At 31.4% G+C, this 21,019-nt stretch carries 23 protein-coding genes and 1 other RNA gene; 14 read left to right on the top strand and 10 right to left on the bottom strand.

Annotated features, from left to right (window positions below):
- On the bottom strand, nt 1-1,774 hold a 1,774-nt coding region (locus AC4FRF_RS14405), incomplete at its 3' end, for a PKD-like domain-containing protein (RefSeq protein ID WP_491160414.1).
- A gap of 587 nt (nt 1,775-2,361) precedes the next feature.
- On the opposite strand from AC4FRF_RS14405, the gene AC4FRF_RS14400 reads away from it, so the two are divergent.
- Genes AC4FRF_RS14400 through AC4FRF_RS14385 form a run of 4 tightly spaced genes read left to right on the top strand, consistent with a single transcriptional unit; the run spans nt 2,362 to nt 6,438 of the window.
- Entirely contained in the window at nt 2,362-2,847 is a 486-nt protein-coding gene (locus AC4FRF_RS14400) for a SixA phosphatase family protein (protein WP_491160412.1), read from the top strand.
- 3 nt (nt 2,848-2,850) lie between these two features.
- The gene (ppk1, locus tag AC4FRF_RS14395; RefSeq protein ID WP_491160410.1) at nt 2,851-4,923 is read left to right on the top strand and encodes a polyphosphate kinase 1; all 2,073 of its coding nucleotides are present in this window, start codon (nt 2,851-2,853) and stop codon (nt 4,921-4,923) included.
- Nucleotides 4,924-4,951: 28 nt separating this feature from the next.
- On the top strand, nt 4,952-5,842 hold the full coding sequence (locus AC4FRF_RS14390) for a Ppx/GppA phosphatase family protein (protein WP_491160408.1): 891 nt from the start codon (nt 4,952-4,954) through the stop codon (nt 5,840-5,842).
- An 8-nt stretch (nt 5,843-5,850) separates the two neighbouring features.
- Entirely contained in the window at nt 5,851-6,438 is a 588-nt protein-coding gene (locus AC4FRF_RS14385) for a TMEM175 family protein (RefSeq protein WP_491160406.1), read from the top strand.
- Nucleotides 6,439-6,441: 3 nt separating this feature from the next.
- Here AC4FRF_RS14385 and AC4FRF_RS14380 read toward each other — a convergent pair whose 3' ends face one another.
- A complete protein-coding gene (locus AC4FRF_RS14380; protein WP_491160404.1) occupies nt 6,442-6,786 on the bottom strand; it encodes a DUF8439 domain-containing protein in 345 nt (114 codons plus the stop codon).
- A gap of 79 nt (nt 6,787-6,865) precedes the next feature.
- On the opposite strand from AC4FRF_RS14380, the gene AC4FRF_RS14375 reads away from it, so the two are divergent.
- Complete coding sequence (locus AC4FRF_RS14375; RefSeq protein ID WP_491160402.1) at nt 6,866-7,039, top strand: hypothetical protein; 174 nt, start codon at nt 6,866-6,868, stop codon at nt 7,037-7,039.
- 28 nt (nt 7,040-7,067) lie between these two features.
- Here AC4FRF_RS14375 and dnaX read toward each other — a convergent pair whose 3' ends face one another.
- The gene (gene dnaX / locus AC4FRF_RS14370) at nt 7,068-8,153 is read right to left on the bottom strand and encodes a DNA polymerase III subunit gamma/tau (protein ID WP_491160400.1); all 1,086 of its coding nucleotides are present in this window, start codon (nt 8,151-8,153) and stop codon (nt 7,068-7,070) included.
- An 85-nt stretch (nt 8,154-8,238) separates the two neighbouring features.
- Nucleotides 8,239-8,538 (bottom strand): hypothetical protein, encoded by a 300-nt coding sequence (locus AC4FRF_RS14365; protein ID WP_491160398.1) that lies wholly within the window; start codon nt 8,536-8,538, stop codon nt 8,239-8,241.
- Between the two features lie 126 nt (nt 8,539-8,664).
- On the opposite strand from AC4FRF_RS14365, the gene rnpB reads away from it, so the two are divergent.
- An RNA gene (rnpB, locus tag AC4FRF_RS14360) (RNase P RNA component class A) lies at nt 8,665-8,978 on the top strand.
- A gap of 104 nt (nt 8,979-9,082) precedes the next feature.
- On the opposite strand, the gene AC4FRF_RS14355 is transcribed toward rnpB, so the two are convergent.
- Together AC4FRF_RS14355 and AC4FRF_RS14350 are read right to left on the bottom strand one after the other, a co-directional pair.
- Nucleotides 9,083-9,670, bottom strand: a complete 588-nt coding sequence (locus tag AC4FRF_RS14355) for an RsmD family RNA methyltransferase (RefSeq protein WP_491160396.1) — start codon at nt 9,668-9,670, stop codon at nt 9,083-9,085.
- On the bottom strand, nt 9,667-10,473 hold the full coding sequence (locus tag AC4FRF_RS14350) for a DUF3822 family protein (RefSeq protein ID WP_491160394.1): 807 nt from the start codon (nt 10,471-10,473) through the stop codon (nt 9,667-9,669). The genes AC4FRF_RS14355 and AC4FRF_RS14350 overlap by 4 nt, the downstream gene beginning before the upstream one ends.
- Nucleotides 10,474-10,738: 265 nt before the next feature.
- On the opposite strand from AC4FRF_RS14350, the gene AC4FRF_RS14345 reads away from it, so the two are divergent.
- The gene (locus tag AC4FRF_RS14345; protein WP_491160392.1) at nt 10,739-12,160 is read left to right on the top strand and encodes an ATP-dependent DNA helicase; all 1,422 of its coding nucleotides are present in this window, start codon (nt 10,739-10,741) and stop codon (nt 12,158-12,160) included.
- Here the strand turns inward: AC4FRF_RS14345 and AC4FRF_RS14340 are convergent.
- On the bottom strand, nt 12,157-12,519 hold the full coding sequence (locus AC4FRF_RS14340; protein ID WP_491160390.1) for a winged helix-turn-helix transcriptional regulator: 363 nt from the start codon (nt 12,517-12,519) through the stop codon (nt 12,157-12,159). The genes AC4FRF_RS14345 and AC4FRF_RS14340 overlap by 4 nt on opposite strands.
- Nucleotides 12,520-12,639: 120 nt before the next feature.
- Here AC4FRF_RS14340 and AC4FRF_RS14335 point away from each other — a divergent pair, with 120 nt between their 5' ends.
- The 4 genes from AC4FRF_RS14335 (at nt 12,640) to kdsB (ending at nt 15,802) form a co-directional block, all read left to right on the top strand.
- A complete protein-coding gene (locus AC4FRF_RS14335; RefSeq protein ID WP_491160388.1) occupies nt 12,640-13,515 on the top strand; it encodes an SDR family oxidoreductase in 876 nt (291 codons plus the stop codon).
- 114 nt (nt 13,516-13,629) lie between these two features.
- Nucleotides 13,630-14,460, top strand: a complete 831-nt coding sequence (gene ygiD / locus AC4FRF_RS14330) for a 4,5-DOPA-extradiol-dioxygenase (protein ID WP_491160386.1) — start codon at nt 13,630-13,632, stop codon at nt 14,458-14,460.
- Between the two features lie 13 nt (nt 14,461-14,473).
- Nucleotides 14,474-14,974, top strand: coding sequence for a hypothetical protein (locus AC4FRF_RS14325; RefSeq protein WP_491160384.1), 501 nt, complete (start codon nt 14,474-14,476; stop codon nt 14,972-14,974).
- A 102-nt stretch (nt 14,975-15,076) separates the two neighbouring features.
- The gene (gene kdsB / locus AC4FRF_RS14320) at nt 15,077-15,802 is read left to right on the top strand and encodes a 3-deoxy-manno-octulosonate cytidylyltransferase (RefSeq protein WP_491160382.1); all 726 of its coding nucleotides are present in this window, start codon (nt 15,077-15,079) and stop codon (nt 15,800-15,802) included.
- On the opposite strand, the gene AC4FRF_RS14315 is transcribed toward kdsB, so the two are convergent.
- Nucleotides 15,799-16,509 carry a potassium channel family protein gene (locus AC4FRF_RS14315; RefSeq protein WP_491160380.1) on the bottom strand — a complete coding sequence of 237 codons (711 nt, stop codon included), beginning with the start codon at nt 16,507-16,509 and terminating at the stop codon, nt 15,799-15,801. The two genes, kdsB and AC4FRF_RS14315, sit on opposite strands and share 4 nt — an antisense overlap.
- Before the next feature lie 60 nt (nt 16,510-16,569).
- Entirely contained in the window at nt 16,570-17,235 is a 666-nt protein-coding gene (locus AC4FRF_RS14310) for a spermidine synthase (RefSeq protein WP_491160378.1), read from the bottom strand.
- 177 nt (nt 17,236-17,412) lie between these two features.
- Here AC4FRF_RS14310 and AC4FRF_RS14305 point away from each other — a divergent pair, with 177 nt between their 5' ends.
- Entirely contained in the window at nt 17,413-18,414 is a 1,002-nt protein-coding gene (locus AC4FRF_RS14305; protein WP_491160376.1) for a hypothetical protein, read from the top strand.
- Nucleotides 18,415-18,471: 57 nt separating this feature from the next.
- On the opposite strand, the gene AC4FRF_RS14300 is transcribed toward AC4FRF_RS14305, so the two are convergent.
- Entirely contained in the window at nt 18,472-18,933 is a 462-nt protein-coding gene (locus AC4FRF_RS14300; protein WP_491160374.1) for a helix-turn-helix domain-containing protein, read from the bottom strand.
- A gap of 314 nt (nt 18,934-19,247) precedes the next feature.
- Here AC4FRF_RS14300 and AC4FRF_RS14295 point away from each other — a divergent pair, with 314 nt between their 5' ends.
- Entirely contained in the window at nt 19,248-20,402 is a 1,155-nt protein-coding gene (locus AC4FRF_RS14295) for a M14 family metallopeptidase (RefSeq protein ID WP_491160372.1), read from the top strand.
- Nucleotides 20,403-20,478: 76 nt separating this feature from the next.
- Nucleotides 20,479-20,958, top strand: coding sequence for an Lrp/AsnC family transcriptional regulator (locus tag AC4FRF_RS14290; RefSeq protein ID WP_007139244.1), 480 nt, complete (start codon nt 20,479-20,481; stop codon nt 20,956-20,958).
- Nucleotides 20,959-21,019: the final 61 nt, after the last annotated feature.

The following is a 21,019-nucleotide window of genomic DNA, read 5'->3' as shown; positions in this document are numbered from 1 at the left end:
TAGCCGTAGTACAAGAAGCTGCATCTACATTTACGGTTACTGGAGCCGCACAAGTGATGGTTGGGTTGATGTTATCTTCAACATTAACTGTAGATGAAGCTGAAGTGGTCTCGCAAGAAGTTAAACCATTAGTTATTTTTACTTTATAATCTCCATTAGTATTTACTACTAGAGTAGATGCTGTTTCATTAGGAATAACAACATTGTTTTTGTACCAAACATAAGTAGGAGATGATGCATTTGTATTAGCAGTTAAAGTTGTAGTTAAACATGCTGTTAGAATACCGCTAATTGTTGCTGTTGGTGGATCATTTACAGTAATGATAGCAGAACCAGTTTGTGCTTGAGAACAAGTCGTTGTACTAGCATCTTTAACACTAACCAACGAGTATGTAAAAGTTCCGGCTGTATTAGTAGGAGCAGCTACTGTTACAGAATTACCACTTGTAGTAGTGATTGTTAAATCAGTTCCTCCATTAATTTTATAAGTAAAAGTATACGGAACTGTTCCAGATGCCCCCGTAAAAGTTATAGTTGGAGGTGTACCATCTTTACATACCGCATTTGTTCCGTTAATAATAGCTGTTGGTAATGGATTTACAGTAACAGTAACTGTAAAAGGAGTACCAGTACAACTACCTGATTTAGGAGTTACAGTATAAGGAACATTAATGGGCGAAGTTGTTGAGTTAATTAGAGTGCCACTAATATTTGAAGCATTTGTTCCTGCTAGTGTTCCCGTAATTCCTGATACACTTGGTGCACTCCAAGAGTAAGTAGTTCCAGATGGAACCACTTCTGAACCACCATTAACTGGAGAAACGCTAAATGAACTACCACTACAAATTGTTGTTGTTTTATTTGCTATGACAGGTGTAGTACAACAAGCGGCAACAGTTATATCACTGACTGTTTTTGTATTTGGAATTACTGAATTTGTTGGATCAGAAATAGTTAAGCTAACACTATGTGGGCCAGCTGAAGAATAAGTTACTGTATAAGGACCTGCAGTTGTTAAGTTAGTTGGTGAAATAGTTTCTGCTCCAGGAAAAGACCAAGTGTAATTAGTATTTGTTTCTACCCCAGTTGAAGTACTAGTATAAACTACCTTTTGAAAAGAACCACCATCACAATTTTTATTAATAGAAAAATCAGCAAATAATGGTGTCTTTATAATTATCCCATCTAAATAGGCACTACTACATTTTGGGCTATTGCAAGTAATTTTTGATATGTTTTCACTAGAAGAAATAGCCTGTCCTGGTGTTGACCATCCTAAATAAATATTTTTTAATTCAAGAGATTGGCCAGCTGAATAGTTTGTAATTTGAGCCATTCTATATTTAGAACCTGCCGTAATAATACTTCCCCTAATTTTGATTGTTAATCTATCTGTTGTTGCTCCAACAAAATTTGTATTATCGAAATTTTTACGAACTCCACCAACTAAATAGTCAAATTGAAATAATAAATCATGTTTGGAGCTATTAGATGCAATTGTAACCCATACATATAATCCATTTACAGGATTTGTTACATAAGCTAAAGTAGCTAAGTTTCCAAGATTATCACCTAAGTATACGTCGCCAAAGGTCACATCTCCAGCTGTACATCCAGTAAAACTACAAGCTGAAGTTGTTGTTAACGATGCATTTGTATTATCAAATGTAACATTTGTATTTTGTGAAAAGACATTTGCTATACTTAGAAGGAATAGTACTAAAACAAATAGAAAATTTTGTTTTAGTTTTAAGTTAGGTAGAATTGTTTTCATATAATCAATTTTAAATATGGTTGGAGCTAAATTTTAGTCAATGAATTAGATATATTTTTAAAGTCTATAAATTATTAAGCTAATTTATTTACATATTCTTTTTATTATTCTTTTTCTCTTTAAATAACCCAAATACTCGTTAAAAAGCATTTTTTATTGTAAAACAAACCCTAAAAATCTGTTAATGCTTTTATATATTGTTCTGCCATAAGTAAAAAATATGTTAAAGAATTAAGTTTTAAAGTATCTTTTAAACAACAAATTGTTAACAACTTAGATATTGTTTTTTTTGTTTTAAATGTTGTTTTTTATATAAATTATAAATCAAACTTATAGTTTAAAAATGAATGGTGCAATAAAAATATCGATAAAACGCAAAAATATAAGATAAAATACGTTAAAAATTAACAAAAGTAATTTTAGTATTACAAAAAAAATAGAATTTTTAAAATGTGTTAGAACCAATTGAAAGACGGAGTAGTATATCTGATATTTTTTATTTCTACTGTTAAATTATTCCAAGATTAATTGTATCTTTCTAATAATGAAATTCAAAAAAATATAATTGTTAGATAAAAAATAATTCAATGAAAAACTTAATTTTAATTAGACATGCTAAATCCAGTTGGGATTTACCATTGAAAGATATCGATAGACCACTGGATCAAAGAGGGATGAAAGATGCACATTTAGTGTCTCTAAATGTTTTTAAATTCTTACCAAAGACTTTTGTTATTTGGAGCAGTATTGCCAAAAGGGCTTCGGATACAGCAATAATTTTTGCCCAAAATATATCTTATCCTATAGATAATATTGTTTTCAAGGACGAATTATACACTTTTGATGAAAAAAAATTAGAGGAAATAATTAAATCGAACGATAATACCTTTGATAGTGTAATTCTTTTTGGGCATAATGCTGCAATTACAAATTTTGTTAATAAATTTGGAAATCAATTTATTGATAATGTTCCTACCAGTGGCTTTGTTTCACTAGAATTTGATACAGATTATTGGGATAAAATAAATAAAGGCAAAACAAAAAAAATAATAATTCCAAAAGATTTAAAATAAAAAATGTTTGATCAAAAGTATATTGATAGAGAAAAAAGTTGGTTAGCATTTAATGCCAGAGTACTCCAAGAGGCAGCAGACGATTCGGTTCCATTATTAGACAGATTACGATTTTTAGGAATTTTTTCCAATAACTTAGACGAGTTTTTTAGAGTTCGTTTTGCGGCAATTCGTAGGTTAAGTTTATCTGGAAAAACCGGAGAAAAAATTTTAGGAGGCATATCGGCGCAACAATTAGTAAAAGATATCACCGAAATTGTAATTCAGCATCAAACAGAAAGTTTAGCAATTCTGAAGGAAATTGAATCAAAACTTGAAACAGAAAATATTTTTATTATTAATGAAAATGAAATTTCAGACGAGCAAGAAGTTTTCTTAAAAGATTTCTTTATTCAGACTTTAAGCCCTGAATTGGTTACTATTATCTTAAATGACTTGGCTGAATTTCCATTATTGAAAGATAATATTGGATATTTGGCTGTTAAACTGGTTATGGAAAAGGATGCCGAAGTCCATTATGCTATAATAGAAATTCCCAAAACCATGAATCGTTTTGTGGTGTTACCTTCCAATGACAATAAAAAATATGTTATTCTAATTGATGATGTTATTCGACACAATCTAAAAAGTATCTTTAATATTTTTGACTACGATAGTATTTCTGCTCACATGATAAAAATTAGTAGAGATGCTCAGTTAGAAATTGATAGTGATTTGAGTAAAAGTATGCTCGAAAAAATATCAACCAGTGTTAAAGACCGTCGAATTGGAGAACCTGTTCGTTTTATATACGATCAATTAATTGAAGAAGACACTTTACAGTTTTTCTTGGATAAAATGAAAATTGTCTCTACAGATAGTATTATTCCTGGTGGAAGATATCATAACAGAAGGGATTATATGGAGTTCCCAAATTTGGGTAGGTTTGATTTATTATACAAAAAAAATATTCCATTACCCATTCCGGGGTTGAGTCTAGAAGGTAGTATTCTTGAAAAAATTAGTAAAAAAGATTATCTTTTGCATGCTCCTTATCAGTCATTTTCCTATTTGACTAAGTTTTTAAGAGAAGCTGCTTTGGATCCAAAAGTAACAACCATTAAAATCACTTTATACCGTTTAGCTAAAAACTCTCAAATTATTAGTTCGCTAATAAATGCAGCAAAAAACGGAAAGAAAGTAACAGTTCAAATCGAATTGCAAGCTCGTTTTGATGAAGCTTCTAATATTTCTTATGCTGAGCAAATGCAGCAAGAAGGAATTGATTTGATTTTTGGTATTAAAGGATTAAAAGTACACAGTAAAATATGTGTTATCGAAAGAATTGAGAACGGAAAAAACAGACGTTACGGATTTATTTCTACAGGGAATTTTAATGAATCTACCGCTAAAATCTATACAGATGTTACTCTTTTTACCAGTCATCAGCAAATTTTAAAAGATATTTCGAAGATTTTTGAGTTTTTTAATATTAATTATAGAGTACATCGTTACAAACATCTTATTGTTTCTCCACACTATACGCGTTCCAAATTTTATAAATTTATTGATAGAGAAATTTCTCATGCTCTTGCCGGAAGAGTGGCTTATATGAAATTAAAAATGAATAGTTTATCTGATTTTGCAATGATTGATAAACTGTACGAAGCTAGTAAAGCTGGTGTGAAAATTCAACTTGAAGTAAGAGGGATTTGTTCTTTGATACCTGGTATTAAAGGGCTTAGTGAAAATATTGAAGCCATAAGTATTGTAGATAATTATCTTGAACATTCACGTGTTTATATTTTTGGGAATGGAGGTCAAACTGAAGTTTATATTTCTTCTGCCGATTTTATGACTCGAAATTTAGATGGACGAGTAGAAGTTACTTGTCCTATATATGATCAAGAAATTAAAAACGAATTGATTGAAAATTTCGATATTGGTTGGAAAGGAAATGTAAAAGCTCGTTATCATTCAGATAAATTAGACAATAAGTATAGGCCTAATGACGGCGAAAATATATTTAGAGCACAATTAGAAACCTATAAATATTATCAAAGAAAAATAGGTATGTTAAAAGAAACTATCTTTTAGCAAAAGTGAAAAATAACAATAAGAAAGAATGATTAAAATAAAAAAATACGCCGCCATTGATATTGGGTCTAACGCCATGCGATTGTTAGTAGTCAATATTGTAGAGCAAGAAGGAAAAGAAACTCAATTTAACAAAAGTGCTTTGGTGCGTGTACCTATTCGTTTAGGACAAGATGCTTTTACTGTTGGTGAAATATCAGATGAAAATAGGGATCGTATGGTTGATGCGATGAAAGCTTTCAATCTTTTGATGAAAGTTCATAAAGTAGAAGCCTATAAAGCATTTGCTACTTCGGCTATGCGCGAGGCTTATAATGGAAAAGAAGTGGTTGCGCTAATTAAGAAAAAAGCAGATATTAAAATTGAAATTATTGATGGTAAAAAAGAAGCAGCTATTATAGCATCGACTGATTTGCATCATCTCTTAAAAACAGATAAAACCTATTTATTTGTTGATGTAGGAGGGGGGAGTACAGAGTTTACTTTATTCTCGGATGGTAAAATTGTAAATTCTAGATCTTTTAAAGTAGGTACTGTTCGTTTGTTGAATGAAATGGTTTGTGATGTAGTTTGGCAAGAAATTGAAAAATGGATAAAAACAAACACTGCTGGTTTTGATGAAGTTACTTTGATAGGTTCTGGTGGAAATATCAATAAATTATTCAAAATGTCTGGGAAGATGCAGGATAAACCTCTGTCTTATCTGTATGTTAATTCACAATATGCATTTTTAAATTCGCTTACTTACGACCAAAGAATTTCTGAATTAGGCTTGAATCCCGATCGTGCCGATGTAATTATTCCGGCTGTTCGTATTTATCTTAATGCCATGAAATGGAGTGGAGCTAGAAATATTTATGTTCCTAAAATTGGACTTTCTGACGGTATTGTAAAAGCCATGTATTTTGGTAAAATATAATAATTAATATGAATAAAAACAGATTAGAAGCCTTTAGTGATGGTGTTTTAGCAATTGTTATTACTATCATGGTTTTAGAATTAAAAGTTCCCGAAGGAGAATTTTTCAATGACTTGTTAACTCTTTTTCCAGTTTTTTTGAGTTATATCCTGAGTTTTATTTATGTTGGTATTTATTGGAACAATCACCATCATTTATTGCATAGTACCACTAGAGTCAATGGTAGAGTTTTGTGGGCAAATTTGCATTTGCTTTTTTGGCTTTCTTTGATTCCTGCATCAACTGCCTGGATGGGGGAACATAATTTTGCAAAAGCTACTGTAACAGTTTATGGTATCGTACTTTTTATGTCGGCTATAGCATTTGCTATTTTGCAAGCTACAATTATATGTTTAGACGGTAAAAAATCCTTTCTAGCGCAGGCAGTAGGTAAAGATATTAAAGGGAAACTATCAGATGCTTTATATTTAGTAGCAATCTTTATTTCCTTTTTTAACCAATGGATTTCATTGGCAATCTACTTAATTGTTGCCTTGATGTGGTTAGTTCCTGATTCTAGAATAGAAAAACGGATTTTAGAAAACGAAAAAAATTAAATTTTAAGCATTTATATCTAATCCAAATGTAGAGCGCAACAGGTCTATGTTTGGATTTATTTCTTGTAAACGATTGTATTTATCTTGATCGTTTAATGCTTTCTTGATAGACACGTTTTCATTGACAATCACTTCTATATTGACATTGTGATTGTGCAAATGTCCTCTTAAATGTCCCAAAAGTCCATTCATTTCTTTTTCAAAATCTAATTTGGAACCCTCGTTGGGTAACTCAATACTAATAGTGGTTCCGTTTAAAACAGGATCGTTTATCAGTAGTAAAGATTCCATAATTCGGAAACCTTTATCACCTAATCTTTTGGCGTAATTATTCCATTGCAATAACATTTCTGTTTCGGTAAATGGTTCCGTAGGCAGTTCAACAGTTTGTCTAACTACAACTTTTTTAGTGTCTTCTAATGCTTTTTTGGCGCGAATACTAGATAAAGATAAAGCCGAAAACTGTGGTCCAGTGACTTCGTTTTCTACTTTTTTAGGCGTTTCTGCTGTTACAGGAGCAGCGGGAACTTCTTTTGAAGGAGTTGCTGGAGTTGAAGCTGGTTTTTCAATAGTTTTTTTGGATTGGTCTACTATTGAATAATCGTTTTTTCTAAAATAAGTAGGTGGAATTATAAAGGACTCAACTTTTTTTTTTCTCCATCAAAAGTGATAGAGGCTAATTGCATCAAACAAAGTTCAACCAATAATCGCTGATTTTGACTCAGCTTATACTTTAAATCGCATTCATTTGCAATAGCAATTCCTTGTAAAAGAAATTCTTGAGTGCATTTTTGAGCCTGAATTCCATACATTTTTTGAGCTTGTTCCCCTACTTCTAATAAACTTAAAGTTGCAGGTGTTTTGCTTACCAATAAATCTCTAAAGTGCGAAGCTAAACCAGCTACAAAATGATGAGCGTCAAATCCTTTGGCAAGAATATCGTTGAAACTCATCAATAAATCAGGGATTTTATTTTCTAAGATTAAATCGGTTACAGTAATGTAAGTTTCATAATCCAGTACGTTCAAGTTTTCGGTAACTGCCTGACGCGTTAAATTAGTTCCGCAATAGGAAACTACGCGGTCAAAAATAGACAAAGCATCGCGCATGGCACCATCGGCTTTTTGAGCAATAATGTGCAACGCATCATCTTCAAACTCAATTCCTTGGTTCTGCGCTACTTCAGCCAAATGTTCTTTGGCATCTTTTACGGTAATTCTTTTGAAATCAAATATTTGACAACGAGATAAAATCGTTGGAATGATTTTATGTTTTTCGGTCGTGGCCAAAATAAAAATGGCATGTTTAGGTGGTTCTTCTAATGTTTTCAGGAAAGCATTAAAAGCTGCCGATGACAACATGTGCACCTCATCTATAATATAGACTTTGTATTTTCCAGTTTGTGGCGGGATACGAACTTGGTCAATTAGATTACGAATATCATCTACCGAGTTGTTTGAAGCAGCATCCAATTCGAAAACATTAAAAGCAAAGTCTTCATTAGGATCATCGTAACCAGGTTGGTTGATTTTTCGAGCTAAAATTCGAGCACAAGTTGTTTTTCCAACACCTCTAGGCCCTGTAAATAAAAGGGCAGAAGCCAAATGGTTGTTTTCTATAGCATTCAATAAAGTATTGGTAATCGCTTTTTGTCCCACTACATCATTAAATGTTTGCGGACGGTATTTGCGTGCTGATACTATAAATTGTTCCATAGAAATTTTTATTCGAAAGCAAATATAGGGTTTAATTTAAAGATTGAAAAATTTAACTATTGAAAGATTTTAGAAAATTTGAAGTCTATTTTTTTCTTGCTTTTATACTAATGTCTAATAATATTTGCCCTGCTTCAGTAATAGAATTGGCAGCAAAACCGGCTACATAAACCCCTTTTTTACCTGATTTGGATTGGATGCCAAAAACAATCGCTTCGTCATCAGGGTTGGATTCTCCTTCATAACGGTAAATATGTTTAATCTCGTAATGACTTGGGTTTTTTAATATTACATCTTCATGTTGGTTGAAGTCGTAATTAAAACCATTTTCGTTCAGTTCATCTAAAGCTTTTGAAACAGATTCATAGTGGTATATTGTATTCATAATTTTGTTTTTTTAGAAATTAAAAAGTTACTTAAATATAACCAATTTATATTTACTATGTTACAAAAAGCTTGATAAAGTAGTTTTGTTTCTCTTGTTGTCACGGTTTAATTATTGTACTTTTGCCGCACAGACCGCCTTATCGCTGTTCGCCTTGGCGGAGAGAGGAAAGTCCGGACACCATAGAGAAGCATAGCGGGTAACACCCGTCATTCGTTCAGGCGAATAGGACAAGTGCAACAGAAAGTATGTACAGGTAATGCTGTAGTGAAACCAGGTAAACTCTATGCGGTGAAATACCAAGTATATCAGCATTTAAGGGTTTCTCGTCCGTTGCTGAAGGGTAGGTAGCTTGATCTTGTTGGTAACAACAAGGCTAGATAAATGATAAGGGTTCGCCTCGGCGAATACAGAATCCGGCTTATAGGTCTGTTTTTTTTTTTTATTTAAAACAAAATAAAACTATTAAGAAATTTAAGATACCAACTTAATAATACTTAATTTCTTAATGGTTTTGTTTTTATGGTTTCAATGGAATGGCTAGTTATTCTTCTTCGCCATCATTTTCATCGTTATCATCAACTTCTTCTTCTAAATCAAATTCGAAAAAGCTAAAAATAGAACCACCGTAACTTTTCTGAAAAGAAAAATTGATTAAGTGGTCTAATTTTGTGTATTTGGAATGTTCAATTATCATCATTCCTTCTTCGTTAAGAATGTTTCTTTCAAAAACCAGTAAAACTACTTTTTCAAAAGTGGCTTGGTCTAATCCGTAAGGAGGATCGGCAAAAACGATATCATAAGAAGTATTGCATTTTTCCAGAAACTTAAAAACATCACTTTTGGTTGCGGCAATAGGAAAATCATATTCGGCAGCCGTTTGTTTGATGAATTTTACACAGCCAAAATCACCATCCACAGAAGTGATAGGCGAACTTCCGCGAGAAGCAAATTCGTAACTAATATTTCCAGTTCCAGCAAATAAGTCCAAGACTTTTAAACCATCAAAACTAAAATGATTGTTTAAAACATTGAACAAAGCTTCTTTGGACATATCGGTTGTAGGACGAACAGGTAAGCCTTTTGGAGGGTTAATGCGTCTTCCTTTGTATTTCCCTGAAATGATTCTCATGAATTGAAAAGTATAAAATGATTTCTGTTTTCGGCCTCAGAAAAATAATTGTTCCATCGTAAATCTTCCACATCAATAAGTGAAACATTGCGAATATATTTGTATGCGATTTTGTAAAAAGGACTTTCGGTTGCGATGTTCCCAATTAATTCCAAAGGAAAATTTTCGGGATTCATTTGGAGTTGTTCAGCAGTGAACAAAATGTAATAAATAAAATCTTCGGGAGTTTGGTATTCAAAAGAATTAAACAACAACAATTTTTGATTTTGAATGACTATAATTTCAAAATGAGTACTATTAAAATGAACCATCATTTTTTTAGTATCAATATTTTTGGATGCATCCAATAATTTAGTGACTAAAATACTGTTGGCATGTTTGTATTCGAAAGAGCCAAATTTGTCAATAAAGAAATTGTTCATATTCACATATGGAATATAAACGGCATTGATTTCGTAATTGCTGATTTCATCAAAAGCAAAAAAATCAGTTTCAAAAACTTTGGTATTGTATTGCAAATAACTTCCCAGGTAATTTTCGTCAAAAAGTGGAGACGGAACAAAAGTAGATAGATTGTTACTATGTATAACCAAAACATCATCATATTGTTCGTTCAACTCAGGATGCTCTGCAAAAGCATTGGCAAACAAATCTTCTATTTTTAAGTTTTTTTCAAAAGGATCAAAATGAATTTCTTTGAATGAAGAAACCGTATTGTTTAAAGTGTCAAAACAGCAAAAAGAAAGTCCGGTCAAGGAAACTTGAATGGAGAGTTTTTTATATTTCTTTTCGGTGATGTCCATTAATGAAGATTTTTTATCATTGGCAAACTTACAAATTTTAATGCCAACAGCAATAATACACATTGAAAGTTTTGCCACAAAGTGTCGCAAAGGAATCGCGGAGATTCGATAAGTTTTTTATAACCAAATATTTCATAAATGAATATAAAATCGAAATACTTATATGCACTTTATACTTTTAGATTTTCAATATAACCCATTTCAAAAAAACTTATTTGGTTTATATGGCTCAAAAAAAACTATCTTTGAAGTTAAAATACAATACATGATTTCCTCCCAGTTTTATAGCCTTTTAAAAAAGAAGTTTCCTTTTTCGCCCACTTACAATCAGGATATTTTTTTTCAAAAGATTGCTATATTTTTAACCGATACTTATAATGATACTATTTTTGTATTGAAAGGATATGCGGGAACTGGAAAGACAACGGTAATTTCGACCATTGTCAATAATTTACAAGAAATCAATAAAAAGTATGTATTGCTGGCGCCAACGGGTCGCGCGGCTAAGGTAATTGCTAACTATTCAGAAAAACCGGCTTTTACCATTCATAAAAAAATCTACTTTCCTAAGAAATCTTCTGGTGGTGGTGTTTCGTTTACTTTGCAACCCAACAAACATAAAAACACTATTTTCATTGTCGATGAAGCTTCGATGATTTCGGACACTAACTCGGATTCTAAATTATATGAAAACGGTTCCTTGTTGGATGATTTGATTTCGTATGTGTATTCGGGAACCAATTGCAAAATGATTTTGTTGGGAGATACCGCTCAGTTGCCACCAGTCAATTTAGATGTGAGTCCGGCTTTGGATATTGATACCTTAAGTCTACATTATAATAAGGAAGTAGAACATATTGAATTAAATGAAGTCATGCGTCAGGAAGAAGATTCGGGAATTTTGTTTAATGCTACCGAATTGCGTGAATTGTTGAAAGATTCTTTCATTACCGATTTTCAGTTTGATGTCAAAAAATTCAAAGACATTGTTCGTTTAGTGGATGGTTATGATATTCAGGATGCCATCAATTCAGCCTACAGTAATTATAGTATAGAGGATACTGCTTTTATTGTTCGTTCTAATAAAAGAGCCAATCAATATAATGAGCAAATTAGAACTAAAATTTTAGACAAAGAAAGTGAATTGTCCACAGGAGATTTCTTGATGGTTGTCAAGAATAATTATTTCTGGTTGAAAGATTCTGACGAAGCTGGCTTTATTGCCAATGGCGATATTATAGAGGTCTTAGAAATTTTTAAAATTATCGAATTGTATAGTTTTAAGTTTGCTCAAGTAAAAATCAGAATGGTGGATTACCCCAACCAAAAACCTTTTGAAACGGTTTTATTATTGGATACCATAAAAAGCGAATCGCCATCATTAACTTATGAAGAGTCCAATAGATTGTATCAGGAAGTTTTAAAAGATTACGAAGGTGAAACCAAATTCAAACAATTCCAGAAAGTAAAAGCTAACGAATACTTTAATGGACTTCAGGTTAAATTTTCTTATGCCATCACTTGTCATAAATCACAAGGTGGACAATGGAATACGGTTTTTATTGAACAACCCTATTTACCTAACGGAATTGATAGAGATTATATTCGATGGTTGTATACTGCCATGACCCGTGCCAAAAACAAATTGTATTTAATAGGTTTTAAAGATGAGAGTTTTGTGGATTAACTTTTAGAAAGTGTTGCTTCGCGATGTTGCAAACCCCATTCTAACATTTTGTCCAGTACATCACTCAGTAATTTTCCAGATTCGGTTAATTCATATTCTACTGAAATAGGAGTGGTGTCATAAACGGTACGTTTTACCATTCCGTTCATTTCTAAATCCTTCAATTCTTTGGATAACATTCGCGGAGTAATCTTCGGGATGTTTCTTTGAATATCCGTAAAACGTCTCTTTTCGAAAAGTAGCGTACCTATAATAGGTAGTTTCCATTTGCCGCTAATTACATTCAACGTATCATTTACCGCTAAAACAAATTGAATAGGGCAGGCTTTGGCTTCTTTAAAACTAATTAATTGTTCCATGAGGTCTTGTATTTATTGTTAGTATACAAAAGTATATCAGTATACTTTAGTGTATTAGTATATTTTATATAGCAAAGATACTTAACTTTGACTAAAATTAAATCATAAAATAGATAAATAATGGATACAACAATTTTAGTAACAGGGGCTTCGGGAAATTTTGGAAAATTAACAATCGATTTTTTATTGGAAAAAGGAATTGCGCCAGCAAATATTTCGGCATTAGTTAGAGACGAAAGCAAAGCGGTTGATTTATCAGCAAAAGGAATCAATATAAAAACAGGAGATTACAATGATTATGATTCTTTAGTAACTGCTTTTCAAGGAATCGATAAGTTGTTATTGGTTTCAGGAACCGATTTAGTTAATCGCAGTACACAACAATTAAATGTGGTTAAAGCGGCAAAAGAGGCAGGAGTCAAACATATTGTTTACACCAGTTTTGAACGTAAAAATGAAACCGAAACTTCACCTATTGCTTTTTTAGCACAATCGCATATTGATACAGATAAGGCTATTAAAGCAAGTGGAATGCAATACACTATTTTTAGAAACAATTTATACTTAGATGTGTTGCCTATGTTTTTAGGTGAGCAAGTTTTAGAAACTGGAATTTATTTTCCTGCAGGAGCTGGTAAAGCCGCTTATGTTTCCAGAACTGATTTGGCGGAAGCAGCAGCAAATGTTTTAATTTCTGAAGAACATGAAAATAAAGAATATGCTACTAGCAATATTGAGAATTATTCTATGAATGATGTTGCAGCAACTTTAAGTGTGATTGCCAACAAAGAAATTTCATATTTGAATCCAGTTTTAGAAGAATATACCGAAACATTAAAAAGTGCAGGAGTTCCAGAAGAATATATCGGAATGTTTGTAGGTTTTGGAGCAGCAATTGAACAAGGAGAATTTAATACTGATAAATCTGATTTAGAAAATTTATTAGGAAGAAAGCCTGTTAGTTTAAACGAGTTTTTAAAACAAGTGTACTTGTAATATAATAGGTATAAGTATAACTTTAAAAATGGACTTCATTTAGTCCGTTTTTTTTATAAAATGATTTCATAGATAAAAAAGATGATTATATTTAATACCTAATAATAAGAAGTGATGAACACATTAAACGACCTACATAAAATTTCAAGTACTTTTTCTAACACAGATAAAATGCCAGTGTTATTTTTAGGGCATGGAAGTCCGATGAACGGAATTGAAGAAAATCAGTTTGTAACGGGATTTAGAAATCTGGCTAAGACTCTGCCACAACCCAATGCTATTTTGTGTATTTCGGCACATTGGTTTACTAAAGGAACTAAAGTTACTGCTATGGAAATGCCTCGAACAATTCATGATTTTGGAGGTTTTCCAAAAGAGTTGTTTGCGGTACAATATCCTGCAAATGGAAGTCCTGATTTGGCTATGGAAACTTCACAATTATTATTGCCAACAGAAGTCGAACTCGATCACGAATGGGGTTTGGATCATGGAGCTTGGACGGTAATCAAACATTTGTATCCCGAAGCCAATGTTCCCGTGATTCAGTTGAGTATTGATTATTCGAAATCTCCACAATACCATTTTGAGTTGGCGCAAAAATTAAGCGACTTGCGACACAAAGGGATTCTTATAGTAGGAAGCGGAAATATTGTACACAATTTACGATTGGTTGATTTTTATAATATGGATGTAGATAATTATGGTTTTGACTGGGCAATTGAAGCCAGAGAAAAAGTAAATGCTTTTTTATTAGATGGTAATTTTCAGGCTTTGATTGATTATGAAAAACAAGGACAAGCGTTACAACTCGCTATTCCTACACCGGAACATTATCTACCTTTGATTTATACTTTAGGATTAAAAGATAAAAATGAAGAACTTAGTTTGTTTAATGATAAATTATTGGGAGGTTCTTTGAGTATGACTTCGGTGAAGATTATGTAAAATTGATTTTATTATGGATTTAGTAGACAGACAGGTTAAAGTTTATCAAACATCAAAAAAGCTTATTTTTAAACCTCTATTATTCTGGGCTATAATTGTGATAATTGTTTGTGCAATTATGGGACAAATTGAATTAGTGCTTTTTTGGTTGGCAGGAATAGTTTTTATTGGTATTTTAGGTTTTTTTATTTCTTCAAATTTAAAAATCACAATTGATTCAGATAAAGAACTGGTTGTTATAGATAAAACTAACTTTCTTGATAATTTGATTGAAACAAAAACATATATTTTGAATCGATATCATTTTAAAATCACATCAAGAAAATCATATAAAAACAGAATAAATTATTTTTTTGCTTTTAGAGATACCCACTATAAAGGAGGAGAATTATATTATAATGAAAAATTTTATACTGATGAATATAGTATAAGTGGGTTTTCTAAAAAAACAATAAAATTGATAGAAAAAGATATTCAAAAGATACAAGATAAAATTCACCCCATTGTATTATAAGAATTAATAATTTTCCTTGTAATTCGATTTAGTTTTTAGAACTAATAAAAATTAAAATATATCTTTGCGCTTTAGTGCCTTTGCGGTAAATCCAAATTACACATGAAAATAATAGCAGTCATTCCCGCCCGTTACGCCTCAACCAGATTTCACGCTAAGTTAATGCAAGATCTTGGAGGAAAAACAGTCATTTTAAGAACCTATGAAGCAGCAGTAAATACTAATTTGTTCGATGATGTTTTTGTGGTAACGGATTCCAGTTTGATTTTTGACGAAATTGTTTTTCATGGCGGAAAAGCCATTATGAGTATCAAAGAACATGAATCGGGGAGTGACCGAATTGCTGAAGCGGTAGAAAATCTAGATGTAGATATTGTAATCAATGTTCAGGGTGATGAACCATTCATCAACGCTGAGCCGCTGAAAGAGGTGATTGAAGTTTTTAAAAATGACTTGGATAAAAAAGTAGATTTGGCTTCATTGATGTATGAAATAAAAGATGAGGAAGAAATCAATAATCCGAATAATGTGAAAGTAGTGGTGAACCAAAATAATTTTGCCTTATATTTTTCGCGTTCGGTAATTCCTTATCCAAGAGAAAAAAATGTAGGAGTTCGTTATATGAAACATATCGGAGTCTATGCTTTTAGAAAACAAGCTTTGCTGGATTTCTATCATTTACCGATGAAATCTTTGGAAGCTTCCGAAAAACTGGAGCAACTTCGCTATTTAGAATTTGGTAAACAAATTAAAATGGTCGAAACCACTCACGCTGGAATTGGCATCGACACCAAAGAAGATTTAGAAAAAGCCAGAAAGATTGTTTAGTCTTTTTTACTTTTTTCAAAATAACCTTTCGAATCAATTTTAGTAGAATAAAAATTTAGGAATAAAACCACAAACATCAAAACCAATAAGGATTGTATCATTACTAACAACTTTCCAAAAGTTTGTACAGGATACAAATCACCAAAACCTATTGTTGAAGAAGTGACCATGCTAAAATAAATGGCATCAAACCAATGATTAAATGCTTGGTTTAAATAATTTCCTGTTGAATATAAAACCGCAAACCCAAATACAATTTCAAGATAATTGAAAAAAAGCAGAAGCATCGAGCGTTTGTAAGAACGAGGTTTAGCAAATAAATCGGAGGCGAAAATTAAGGTTGGGATATACAAAACAGTCTCCAGCATTACATAGATTATTAATACTAATACAACCGGATATTGCTGCCATTGATTACTTATAATAATTAAGGGCATGATAACTTTCAATAGGATATAAAAATCCATAGCTAGGTCTTCATATTCAGTACCTTTTTTGGAAGCTAAATATTTAATGTAAATTCCTGGAAAAATTAATTGCGAAGAAGAAAGAAATAAACGAACAATTTTTTCAATTCCGTTATCATCCTGGTGATCGTTGTTCCAAATTGCTTTTATATTTTGAATTCGTTTTTGAATCGGATTCAATTTTGGCTCAAGTAAATTAGTTACATTTCCTAGAAGCAATTTTCGGAGAATCTTTCTCATAGATACAATTGTTTTATGTAAATCTAAATTACAAATAATAAAAGTTAGTTCTGGTGAATGTTACTTCAATTTTTCAAACACAATTAATTCGTTATGCTGTTCTACTCGTGGAATGGTTTTGATGGTAAAATTTTCTTTTTTGAATTCACTGACCAATTTTTGATTTCGAATATTATCAGCCTGATTCAATAACATGGTATTAAAAAGTATATTTCCTTTACTTTTAAGAAGAAAGCAAATCCTGTCAATAAAAAAAGTTTCAAAAAGAAAATTAGGCATATTTGTATCCTGAAAAATATCGACAATAATTAAATCGTACTTTTCGGTTGTTTTTAAAACAAATTCAAAAGCATCATCAATTACAATTTCGAGTTGCGGAATTTGATCCAATTGAAAGTATTGGTTTGCTATTTTGATTATTTCCGAATCAATTTCAACTCCGGTTATTTTTCCTTTAAAATGAATGTCGTTTATTAAAGTTTTGATGACACTTCCTCCGGCTACACCAAGAATCAAAATATGATTCATTTTTTGGATTTTGGTAAAACCAATATTTTCCATCCCCAATTTTAAAATACGTTGCAAACTTCCATAGGAATAATTCGTGTTCAAGGAATCCATCACTAAATCACCATTTGCCCAAGTAATTTCTAAGGACTTGCTTATAGCTGATTTTTGGCTGTAAATTTTAATAGGATAGAAATAGCTTAGTAGGCGTTTAAACATGAATTGGGTTTTTCTCAAAAATAACTTTTATATTTTAAAAAGCTAAATAATAACTTTAAAAACTCAAACCGATTTTACCTACAAAGCATAAGTGAAAAATAACTTAATTTTTTTTTAATTTTTTAAAACCAAGAGATTTCTTTTATCGTAAATAGAGTAACCTTTAAAACTATCGTTATGAAAAATTTATTTATCTCTTGCGTTATTTTAGCCTTATCATTGACTTCTTGTTCAAATGATGACAATTCTATGAAAAATGCTCAATTAACTGTTGTTACTTCAAGTAATACTTCTGGTATGGTAACCTATGTGGATTTATTAAAACCATCTGCTATGGTTTCTTCTTTTGCAATTTCATCTTTAGATGCTGAAGGAATTTCGTATGATCCGAAAACTGATAATATTATTGTTGCTTCTAGAACTAACAATCGATTGGAAAGCTATTCTGGTGTAAAAGCTGCTGCAGCTTCTGGCTCGACTTCATTAACACTATCATTAAGTAGTTCTAATCTAGAATTTACGAATGCCAGAGAAACAGCAGTTTCTGGAGATAAAGTAGTGGTGGTTCAAGATCAATTGGCTTCTAATGGTTTGGTAAATAAATTATTGGTATATCAAAAAACTTCAATGGGTTTTACACTTTTAAATTCGTATACAACGGATTTTAAATTATGGGGAATTCATATGGAGGGAAACGACTTGTATGCTGTGGTTGATTTAACCTCAGATATTGTTCAGTTTAAAAATTTTATGAGTAATACTTCAGGTGCTATTACAGCTACTAAGCGAGTTACAATTGAGGGACTTGTTAGAACACATGGAATTACATATTCCGATAAAGATAATTTAATGATTCTTACAGATGTAGGTAGTGCAGCTTCAGATTCTGATGGAGGATTGGTTTTTATTCAAAATTTCAAAAGTGTTTTTGCTTCAACAATGAACATGGGGACTATTGCTATGAGTAATCAAGTTAGAATTTACGGGCCCAACTCGCAATTAGGAAATCCAGTTGATGTAGGTTATGATTATGTAACTAATGTGGCTTATGTAGCTGAACGATTAAACGGAGGAGGAAAAGTAATGAGTTTTGCAAAACCAACAATATCTGGGGATGCTAGTCCATTGACTGTAAGAAATGAAGCAGCTGTTACTTCAATATTTGTTGTAAGAAAGTAAAATTAGGTTTTTATTTGTTTTTAATAACCCTTAATGTGAATAATAAAGCATTTAGGGTTATTTTTTTGCGTTAGGTTTAAAAGTCTTAAAGGTGCCGTCTTTATAGAAAAATACTATTTTTTCAATGGTGTCATCAAAGCTGTCGGCTGTGATTTCCGTATTGTTTGCGAGGGGGGTATTTTGTTTTTCTTCGGTAATTGGTTTAGAAACTAAATCTCCGTAGGTATTTGGTTTATCAGGAATTGTTGGGCTAGGTGTAGTATTTGTTGTTGTTTCTATTGTATTTGAGTTGTTTTTTGGGAAGCTGCCTTTTCCGTTTAGAATCCAATACAAATCCACTTCAGGATATACGTCAAGAATTTTAAGAATAAAATCCAAGCTGGGTTTGTTTCTTCCAGAAAGGAGGTGAGACAAACTAGAGCGTTGTACGCCAATTTTATCTGCAAAAACAGAGGCATTAATACTGTAATAATCGAGAATTATTTCGAGCCTTTTTATAAAATCATCTGTGTTTACCATTGTAAAATATATTTTAATTGCGTCTATTTACAAATGTAATCAAAATAGCTCGGGTAAACAAATTTACAGTTGTAAATAGGTTTTTGGGAACTACATTGTTTTTTAGTAAAGCTTTAATTAATTATTTTTAAATAACTGAAAATTAAAATACTCAATTTTTATTTTAACATTAGTAACATTTGTTAATTCCCAGAAACAATAATCGTAAAGAGATGGATGTGATTTCGTTTACAAAGGTAAAATATAGTTTAAAAACAAAGTTTACAAATGTAAAAATAAAGATGTTTACTTTTGTAAATCAAATATAATAGATTATGAATTTAGAGCAGTTGTTCTTATACAACAAGGAAAAAACGATTGAAGGTAGGTATTTGACATTAGAGTCTATTGAGCCTATTTTAAAAAAAAATAATACAGCAAATCAGCTTTCGGTGATTGGTCAATCTGTTCAAGGGAGACCTATTTATAAATATGTAATTGGTTCAGGAAAAACGAAAATTTATCTATGGTCTCAGATGCATGGAAATGAAAGTACTACAACCAAGGCGCTATTTGATTTTTTAAACTTATTGCATAGTGGTACAGATTTAGCTAAAAGCTTCTTAAGTAATTTTACTTTTTGTTGTTTGCCAATGCTTAACCCTGATGGAGCTAAGGCTTATACTCGTGTAAATGCAAATGCGATTGATTTAAATAGAGATTCTCAAGACTTGACGCAGCCAGAAAGTAAGTTGTTGAGAATTGTTTTTGAGGAGTTTAAGCCTGATTATTGTTATAACTTGCACGATCAGCGCACTATTTTTGGTGTTGCAGATACGGGAAAGCCTGCAACTGTTTCGTTTTTAGCACCTTCTTATAATGAGGAAAGAGAAATTAATCCTTCCAGGCAAAAGGCGATTAACTTAATTGCTGGAATGAATGCGGTTTTGCAGGATTTTATTCCTGGACAAATTGGGCGTTTTGATGATTCTTTTAATATTAATTGTATTGGAGATACATTTCAGTATTTAGGGGTGCCGACGATTTTGTTTGAAGCGGGGCATTTTCCAGGAGATTATCAAAGAGAGTTAACACGTAAATATATTTTTATTGCTTTGGTGTCCAGTTTTAAAATACTTAGCGAAAACGTTATAGAAATTAATAGAACGGAGGATTATTTGAATATTCCTCAAAATAAAGTCGTTTTTTATGACTTTATATACAAAAAGATTAAAATAAATTATGATGGTAATGAAAAAATAACGAATTTTGCTGCACAGTATAAGGAAGAATTAGTTGATGGAAAAATCAATTTTAACGCTTATATTGCTAAACTGGATGGTTTAGATGGATATTTTGGTCATGAAGTGTTTGATGCTCAGGGAGCTATGTATGAAGATGAATCAGGAAATTTTCCAAAATTAGATCAAAAAGCAGATTTTTGTTTAGATAAAAACATAAAATTTGTTAATGGATTGGTAAAAAAGTAATTTTTTGTACGACTTTATCATTTTTATGTATATTTTTATGCTTTAAAATGATAATTAATAATATAATTAGAGAAATATGAGTAAGTTCCGTTTAGATGAAGTAGATCATCAGATATTAGACATGTTGATAGACAATACGAGAGTTCCGTTTACGGATATTGCTAAGAAGTTATTAATTTCAGCAGGAACAGTGCATGTTAGAGTTAAGAAAATGGAAGATGCAGGTATCATTATGGGATCATCATTGGTTCTTGATTATGATAAGCTTGGATATTCTTTTATTGCTTACGTGGGTGTGTTTTTAAATAATACCTCTCAAACGAAGTTTGTTTTACAACGTATCAATGAAATTCCATTTGTAACCGTTGCTTCTGTAACTACAGGAAAATTTAATATTTTCTGTAAGATTAGAGCAAAAGATACTAAACATGCTAAAGATGTAATCTTTATGATTGATGATATTGATGGTGTGTATAGAACTGAAACAATGATTTCTCTAGAAGAAAGTATCAACGACAAAAAACGTTTGATGCATACTATCTTCAAAAACATGTAATTATAATTACTTGAATGTTAGTAAAATAGCACCTCAAGTTAACACTTGGGGTTGTTTTTTT

The sequence above is a fragment of the Flavobacterium sp. ST-158 genome (genome assembly GCF_058309975.1).
The sequence above is the reverse complement of the archived record's forward strand: the minus strand, read 5'-3'. Positions and strand labels throughout refer to the sequence as shown.